Genomic DNA, 7,737 nt, shown 5'->3' on the forward strand with positions numbered 1-7,737 from the left:
CTACGCCGGATCGCCGTACCGCAGCACCGCGCCCACCCCCAGCTCCGCGTTCGGCCCGTCGCCCGGCAGCACCACCAGCTCCCCGTCCGTCGCCGCGACCGCGCGGACCAGCGCCGCGTCGGCCCGGTCCTCCACCGGCTCCCGCACGCCGAGCCGCCGCAGCTCGTCCGGCGACGCCGCGACCTGCCCCGGCTCCGGCCCGACCCACAGCCGCGCGGGGGAGTCGGGGTCGTCCAGCAGCAGGCTCGCCACCTGCCCCCGCCGGACGGCCTCGACGGTCGCGGGCAGCCCCGCCACCGCCCGCTCGCCGCGCGCCAGCTCCCGCTCGAACCGCTCCGCCACCGCCCAGACGCGCTCGGCGGCCTTCAGCTCCAGGACGCGCTCGACGTCCTCGGCCAGCCCCGGCCCCGCCCCCCGGTCCGACTCGACGGTCCGCGCCAGCAGCCCGTCCGACACCTCCTCCAGCACCGCCGCGCGCGCCCGCACGTCCCCCGCGACGACCACCGCCTCCGCCCGGCACCGCCGCGCCGCCCGGTCCAGCGCCCGCCCGACGCGCTTGGCGTTGCCCTTCCACACCGTCTCCGCCGACCGCTGCGCGCGCGCCTCGTCGCGGTCCCGCCCGGACGCGCCGCGCGGCTCGGCGTCCCCCTCGACCGCCACGCGCCGCCGCGCCCCGTCCGCCGCGACGCAGTCGATCGCGCCCCCGCGCCGGTCCACCACCGCCACCAGGTACGGCACCCGCTCCCCGCGCGCCGCCAGATACGGCAGGACGTGCGGCAGCGCCGCCACCCGCGCCGCCGGGACGGGCGCGTCCGGCAGCGCCTCCACCCGCGCCGACCCGTCCCGCGCCGCGAACACCGCCAGCCCACCGGTCCGCCGCTCCGCCAGCGCCGCCGCCACCGCGTCCTCCGCCGCCGCCAGCGCCCCCGCCGGCGCGTCCCGCGCGCACAGCTCCGCGCGCAGCGCCCGCCACCGCAGCTCGGCGGCCTTCGCCGCGTCCTCCGACGGGCGCAGCAGCTCGGCGTACACCGAGACGAACGGGCCGGGCCGGGAGTACAGGGGCTTCAGCGAAGACAGATCCATGCGGCCCGCACTACCCGTCCCGCGCGCGCCAAACGTCCCCCGCCGACTCCGGCATGATGATCCCCTTGCCTCCGCCCGTTCCGGCCTTTCCGAACGAGGGCGGAACAAGGGGGACAATGGTGGTCGGAGGTCATGTGCGCATCGGAATCCTGGGAACGCTCGACGTCCGCGACGGGATCGGCCGCGCCGTCCCCGTCCGCGGCACGCGGCTGCGCGCCCTGCTCATCCGCCTCGCCCTCGACCCCGGCCGGCCCGTCTCCGCCGACCGCCTGCTGGACGACCTGTGGGACGGCGACCCGCCCGCCGGCGGCGGCAACGCGCTGCAGGCCGTCGTGTCCCGGCTCCGCGCCGCCGCGGGCCGCGACCTCGTCGAGCACGGCCCCGCCGGGTACCGCCTCGCCGTCGACCCCGCCGCCGTGGACGCCGTCGTGTTCGACCGCGCCGTCGCCGCCGCCCGCGCCGACCCCGACCCGCGCCGCCGCGTCGCCGCGCTCGGCGCGGCCCTGGACCTGTGGCGCGGCCCCGCCCTCGCCGACGTCGCCGACGCCGACTTCGCCGCCGCGCCCGTCGCCCGGCTGGCCGAGACCCGGCTCACCGCCGTCGAGGACCGCGCCGACGCCGCCCTCACCCTCGGCGAGGGCGCGGGCCTGGTCGCGGAACTCGAACCGCTCGTCGCCGCGAACCCGCTGCGCGAGCGGCTGCGCGGGCTGCTGATGCGCGCGCTCGCCGCCGCCGGACGGCCCGCCGACGCGCTGCGCGTCTTCGAGGACGGCCGCGAACTCCTCGCGGACCGGCTCGGCGCGGACCCGTCCCCCGAACTCGCCGCCGTCCACCTCGCCCTGCTGCGCCGCGAGTCCGCCCCCGCCCGCGAGGACGAGCCCGAACCCGGGCGCCGCACCAACCTGCCCGCCCGGTTCACCACGTTCGTCGGCCGCGAGGCCGAGACCGAGCGCGTCCGCAAGCTCGTCCGCGACAGCCGCCTGGTGACGCTCACCGGCCCCGGCGGCGCGGGCAAGACCCGGCTGTCCGCCGAGGCCGCCGCCGGGCTGCTGGACGACGCGCGCGACGGCGTCTGGTTCGTCCCGCTCGCGTCCGTCAGCGACGGCCGCGACATCCCCGCCGCCGTCCTCACCGCCCTCGGCGTCCACGAGGTCGTCCTGCGCCCCGAGAACCGGCCGACGCGCCCCGCCCTGGACCGGCTCGCCGAATACCTCGCCGGGCAGGACGCCGTCCTGGTCCTGGACAACTGCGAGCACCTCATCGACGCCGTCGCCGCCGTCGTGGACCGGCTGCTGGGGGCCGCGCCGCGCGTCCGCGTCCTGGCCACCAGCCGCGAACCGCTCGGCATCACCGGCGAGGCGCTGTGCCCCGTCCCGTCGCTGCCGCTCCCGCCCGCCGCCGCAACCCCCGCCGACGCGCTCGCCTACGCCTCCGTCCGGCTGTTCGCCGACCGCGCCGCCGCCGTCCGCCCCGGCTTCGAGGTCGACGCCGCCACCGCCCCCGACGTCGTGCGGATCTGCCGCGCCCTCGACGGCATCCCGCTCGCCATCGAGCTCGCCGCCGCCCGGCTCCGCTCCCTCACCTCCGCCCAGGTCGCCGAACGCCTGGACGACCGCTTCCGCCTCCTCACCGCCGGGAGCCGCACCGCGCTGCCCCGGCACCGCACGCTGCGCGCCGTCGTCGACTGGTCCTGGGACCTGCTGGACGACCAGGAGCGCACCGTCCTGCGCCGCCTCGCCGTCTTCGCGGGCGGCGCGACGCCCGACGCCGCCGCCGGGATCTGCGGCGGCGCGGACGCGCGCGTCGCGGACGTCGTGGACGTCGTCGCCGCCCTGGTCGAGAAGTCCCTCGTCATGGCCGAGGGCGACGCCGAGGTCCGCTACCGCCTGCTGGAGACCGTCCGCGTCTACGCCGCCGAACGCCTCGCCGAGTCCGGCGAGGAACGCGCCGTCCGCGACCGGCACGCCGCCTGGTACGCCGACTTCGCCGAGCGCGCCGAACCCGAGCTGCGCCGCGCCGACCAGCTCGCCTGGGCCGACCGGCTCGGCGCCGAGCGCGACAACTGCGCCGCCGCGATGCGGCACGCCGTGGAGATCCGCGACGTCCCGCTCGCCGTCCGGCTCGTCGGCTCCCTCGCCTGGTTCTGGTTCATGCGCGACCTGGAGCGCGAGGCGGGCGGCTGGGCGCTGGAGGTCGAGGCCATCGCGGGCGACACCGCGCCGCCCGGCCTGGCCGAACCGTTCGCGATCATGAAGTTCAGCGCGCGGCTCGTCAGCGAGATGGTGGCGGAGACCGGCCCCACGGCGTCCAGCCTGCGGACCGCGATCGACCAGGCGCTGCGCGCGATCCCGCCGAACCCGAAGCATCCCGCGCTGGTGCTCGTCCGCCCCCTGTCGTGCCTGTTCACCGCCGACTACGACCTGTGCGCGCGGCGACTGGACGAGATCGAGGACACCGCCGACCCGTGGATCGGCGGCGCGGTCCACCTCGCCCGCGCGTTCCTCGCCCTCAACGACGGCCGCGTCGAGGAGGCCGAGCGGCGCGTCGCGGCCGGGTACGCCGCGTTCGAGGCGCTCGGGGACCGGTTCGGCATGATCGTCGGGCAGATCGGGCTGATGCGCGGCGCGGTCGTGCGCGGCGACCTGGCCGCCGCCATCGGGCACGGCGAGCGCGCCCACGACTACGCCGTCCAGGGCGTCAGCCCCGAGCAGGGCGCGGCCGTGCTGGTGGAGCTGGGCACGCTGCGCGCCCGCGCGGGCGACGAGGCCGCCGGCCGCCGCGACATCGACACCGGCATCGCCCGGCTCGAACGCGTCGGGGAGTTCGCCGACGCCGCCGGGGGCCACGTCGCCCTGGCCGACCTCGCCCGCCGCGCCGGGGACCTCCAGCGCGCCCGCGACGAACTGCGGATCGCCTACGAGCACGTCGAACACGGGCTGAACCGGCCCGACTTCGGCTCCATCTCCGCGACGGTGCTGAGCAGGCTCGGCGCCCTGGCCGACCTCGACGGCGACCCGGCCGCCGCCGCGGCCTGGCACCGCCGCGCCTTCGGCCGCCTCGACGAGGACACGATGATCAGCAACCAGACCGTCGCGGTCCTGGTCAGCGGCCTCGCCCTGCACGCCGCGACCGGCGGCGACCACGAGCGCGCCGCCGAACTCCTCGGCGCGGCCCACACCCTCAACGGCTACGAGGACCGCCACAACGACGACGCCGCCCTCGCCGCGGCCGCCGCCCGCGCCGCCCTCGGCGACGACGCCTTCGCGGCCGCCCGCGAGCGGGGCCGCGCGCTGCCCCGCGAGACCGTCCGCGCCCTCCGCCCCTGACGCGCCGACGCCCGGCCGCCCCAGAGGGACGAGCCGGGCGTCGGCGACGCGCCTGCGCTCACGCGCGGCGCCCGTACATCCGCATCGCCAGGGGGAACGTCACCAGCATGATCCCCGCCGCCCACGCCAGCGTGTACCAGACGTGGTTCCCGACCGGCCCGCCGAGCATCAGCGCCCGCAGCGACTCCGTCAGGTGCGACACCGGGTTCGCCTTCGCCCACGCCTGCAGCCAGCCCGGCATCGTGGACGTGTCCGCCACCATGATGCTGCTGCCGAACGTCAGCGGCATGACCCACAGGAACGCCAGCCCCTGCACCGTCTCCGGCGACGGGGCCACCAGCCCGATCAGCACCGAGATCCAGCTCACCGCCAGGTAGAACACGTACGCCAGCGCGAACCCGGCGAGCACCGACAGCGGATCGGTGTGGAACCGGAAGCCGAGCAGCGACCCGAACGCCGTCAGGATCACCATCGACGTCGCGAACCGGACCGTGTCGCCCAGGATCGTCCCCACCAGCGGCGCGGACCGCGCGATCGGCAGGCTCCGGAACCGGTCGAACACCCCCTTGTGGATGTCCTCGTTCAACGCGGTCCCGAGACCCATCGTCGCGAACATCGCCATCTGCGCCACCAGGCCCGGCAGCAGCATCTGCAGGTAGGCGTGCGTGCTGCCCTGCACCGCGCCGCCGAACACATAGAGGAACAGCACCAGGAACACGATCGGCATCAGCGTGCTGTCGATCAGCTTCTCGGGCGAGTGCTTCAACTGCGAGATGTTGCGCCACGCGAGTGTCAGGCCGTGCCGCAGCGTGCGGCGCAGGCTGATCCGCCGGGGCGGCGCGAGAACGGCCGTGGTCATGCCAGGCTCCCTTCCGTGATCTTCTCTTCGGCCCGCGCGCTCTGCTCGGCGCTGTGACCCGTGAGGGTGAGGAACACCTCGTCGAGGCTCGGCATCCGCAGCGCCAGCTCCGTCACCCCGAGGCTCGCGCCGTCCAGCGCGCGGATCAGCGACGCCAGCACGCCCGAGTCCGCGACCGGCGCCGACACCAGGCCCGTCTCCGCGACGACGTCCGGCACCTCACCGGTGAGCTGCGCGACGATCGCCGTGAGCTGCTCCGTCCGGTGCGCCTCCTTCGCGCGGACGACCAGCGTCTGCCGGCCCGCGCCCGCCTTCAGCTCGTCCGCCGTGCCCGCCGCGATGACCTTGCCGTGGTCGAACACCACGATCCGGTCGGCGAGCGCGTCCGCCTCCTCCAGGTACTGGGTCGTCAGCAGCACCGACGCGCCCTCGGCGACGACCGCGCGGACCGTGTCCCACACCTCGTTGCGCGCCCGCGGGTCCAGGCCCGTCGTCGGCTCGTCCAGGAACACGACCTCCGGCCGGTTCACCAGGCTCGCGGCCAGGTCCAGCCGCCGCCGCATCCCGCCCGAGTACGTCTTCACCGCGCGGCCCGCCGCGTCCGTCAGCCGGAACCGCGCCAGCAGCTCCCGCGCCCGGGACCGCGCCTCGGCGCGCGGGAAGTCCAGCAGCCGACCGATCATCACCAGGTTCTCGGTGCCGGTCAGCTCCTCGTCCAGCGACGCGTACTGCCCGGTCAGCCCGATCTTCGCGCGCACCTGGACGGCGTCGCGCACCACGTCGAAACCGCAGATCTCCGCGCGGCCCGCGTCCGGCTTGATCAGCGTCGCCAGCGTGCGGACGGCCGTCGTCTTCCCCGCCCCGTTGGGGCCCAGCACCCCGAGCACCGAGCCCCGCGGGACCGAGAGGTCGACCCCGTCGAGAGCGCGGGTCGCCCCGTACCTCTTCTGCAGGCCCTCGGCCCGAATCACTTCCGTCATGGGACACACCGTGGTCCATGCCGCTGATATCGCGCCGTCACGCGCTGACAGGGCGCTGACACGCCGCTGGCGTGGCCGTATCAGCGGTGTATCAGCCCAGGTCAGACGCCCATCGGACGCGTTGGAAGGACGAGCGGTTCGCCCTCGACTCCGTCCGGCCACAGCCACAGCGCCGCGCCCGCGCCGCCGTCGCGCAGATGGCGGACGGCCGGGTCGCGGCGGGGCCGGAACGTGGACCGGGCCAGCCGCGCGACGGCCTCGTCGCCGGGAACCCACGCGGCTTCGAGCACCAGGCCGTCCGGATCGTCGGGGTCCAACGCGTGGTCCGTCGCCGCCAGACCCTGCGGGACGATCTCCGTCTCGAACGCGAACACCGTCCACATCCCCGGCCACGCGGGTTCCTCGACGGAGAACTGGCACACGTAGGCGAGGCCGACCGGCCTGCACACCGCGAGCCCGGTCTCCTCCTGCACCTCGCGGACCACCGCGTCGTGGACCAGCTCGCCCGGCTCGACCAGACCGCCGGGCAGCACCCACGCCTCGTCCGGCGGCAGCATCCGCTCCCGCACCATGAGGACGTCCGCGCCCCGCCGCACGACCGCGCAGACGATCTGCCCGCTGCGCCCACCCCGTACCGCGCTCATATGACCGCTCTCCCTCGCGTCGCCGGACCCGGAGACGAGTCTGTCCACACCGGCCGACACCCCGCACGCCGTTGCCGGACCGGGCAGTGCCCGCAACCGGCCGGGAAGCCCGCGACCTGCGCGTTCCCGAACCCGCCGCCGCACACCCGCGAACCCCCGCCGACCCCGATTTGACGGACCTCGGGACCGTACCTAATGTTCTTCCTGCCCCGAGGGGATGCGGGACGCCGGAAGGCGGACGGCCCCGGGGAACACCCGAGCGGAAAACGGTTCGAAGCTCGCTTCGCGCCGGGGTACGCTTGAGTGGACAGCCCAGCACGGGATGCGGAACGCCGGTTGGCGGTCGGCCCGAGGGACTCTACTTCGATCATGGTTCGTGAGCGTGGCTTGCGTGCGGTCGGGTGGGTGGGCTGGCTTCTCGGTCAAGGCGATGCGGCGGAAAATTCCTTCCGGTGGATCGGTTTGACAGGGGGTAAGTCCCGGGTAAGCTTGAAGGGTTGCCCCGGAGCGAGGATCGCGGAAGCGGTCGGAGCGCGGTGGGTGTCCGTTTCTTGAGAACTCAACAGCGTGTTAAAAGCCAGTGCCTTTATCGGCCGGGTGACCTTTCGGTTTGCTCGGCCGCCCCGTGGTCACTGTCGTCTGACGATGGTGGCGGGGATTTCTTTGAGGCAGTCGTCGGCTTCTTTTGATGGAGTCGGCGCATTGCTGGGATTTCGATCCTTTTAAGGTTTGGCGTGCTGGGGGTTCGCCCCTCTGGTGCGTCGTTGGGCCTTGATGGAGAGTTTGATCCTGGCTCAGGACGAACGCTGGCGGCGTGCTTAACACATGCAAGTCGAGCGGAAAGG

5 protein-coding genes and 1 rRNA gene are annotated in these 7,737 nt (G+C 75.2%); 2 read left to right on the plus strand and 4 right to left on the minus strand.

The features are described 5' to 3' along the window. Nucleotides 1–1,083, minus strand: coding sequence for a baeRF2 domain-containing protein (locus G339_RS0107315; RefSeq protein WP_019630422.1), 1,083 nt, complete (start codon nucleotides 1,081–1,083; stop codon nucleotides 1–3). A 134-nt stretch (nucleotides 1,084–1,217) separates the two neighbouring features. On the opposite strand from G339_RS0107315, the gene G339_RS0107320 reads away from it, so the two are divergent. Next, nucleotides 1,218–4,409, plus strand: coding sequence for an AfsR/SARP family transcriptional regulator (locus G339_RS0107320; protein WP_019630423.1), 3,192 nt, complete (start codon nucleotides 1,218–1,220; stop codon nucleotides 4,407–4,409). Nucleotides 4,410–4,467: 58 nt separating this feature from the next. Here G339_RS0107320 and G339_RS0107325 read toward each other — a convergent pair whose 3' ends face one another. From G339_RS0107325 to G339_RS36510, 3 genes are all read right to left on the minus strand, one after another. After that, nucleotides 4,468–5,268, minus strand: a complete 801-nt coding sequence (locus G339_RS0107325; RefSeq protein WP_019630424.1) for an ABC transporter permease — start codon at nucleotides 5,266–5,268, stop codon at nucleotides 4,468–4,470. Further along, a complete protein-coding gene (locus G339_RS0107330) occupies nucleotides 5,265–6,248 on the minus strand; it encodes a daunorubicin resistance protein DrrA family ABC transporter ATP-binding protein (protein WP_019630425.1) in 984 nt (327 codons plus the stop codon). Before G339_RS0107330 ends, G339_RS0107325 begins: the two co-directional genes overlap by 4 nt. Nucleotides 6,249–6,349: 101 nt before the next feature. Next, the gene (locus G339_RS36510) at nucleotides 6,350–6,892 is read right to left on the minus strand and encodes an NUDIX hydrolase (protein WP_019630426.1); all 543 of its coding nucleotides are present in this window, start codon (nucleotides 6,890–6,892) and stop codon (nucleotides 6,350–6,352) included. Between the two features lie 771 nt (nucleotides 6,893–7,663). Here G339_RS36510 and G339_RS0107340 point away from each other — a divergent pair. After that, nucleotides 7,664–7,737: ribosomal RNA gene (locus G339_RS0107340) — 16S ribosomal RNA — on the plus strand; the annotation flags it as partial.

It is taken from the genome of Actinomadura atramentaria DSM 43919, assembly GCF_000381885.1.
GTDB classification, from domain to species: domain Bacteria; phylum Actinomycetota; class Actinomycetes; order Streptosporangiales; family Streptosporangiaceae; genus Spirillospora; species Spirillospora atramentaria.

What these genes read in the sequence shown, in the direction of transcription:
- G339_RS0107315 (WP_019630422.1), bottom strand. Translation starts at nt 1,083, where the DNA reads ATGGATCTGTCTTCGCTGAAGCCCCTGTACTCCCGGCCCGGCCCGTTC.
- G339_RS0107325 (WP_019630424.1), bottom strand. Translation starts at nt 5,268, where the DNA reads ATGACCACGGCCGTTCTCGCGCCGCCCCGGCGGATCAGCCTGCGCCGC.
- G339_RS0107330 (WP_019630425.1), bottom strand. Translation starts at nt 6,248, where the DNA reads ATGACGGAAGTGATTCGGGCCGAGGGCCTGCAGAAGAGGTACGGGGCG.
- G339_RS36510 (WP_019630426.1), bottom strand. Translation starts at nt 6,892, where the DNA reads ATGAGCGCGGTACGGGGTGGGCGCAGCGGGCAGATCGTCTGCGCGGTC.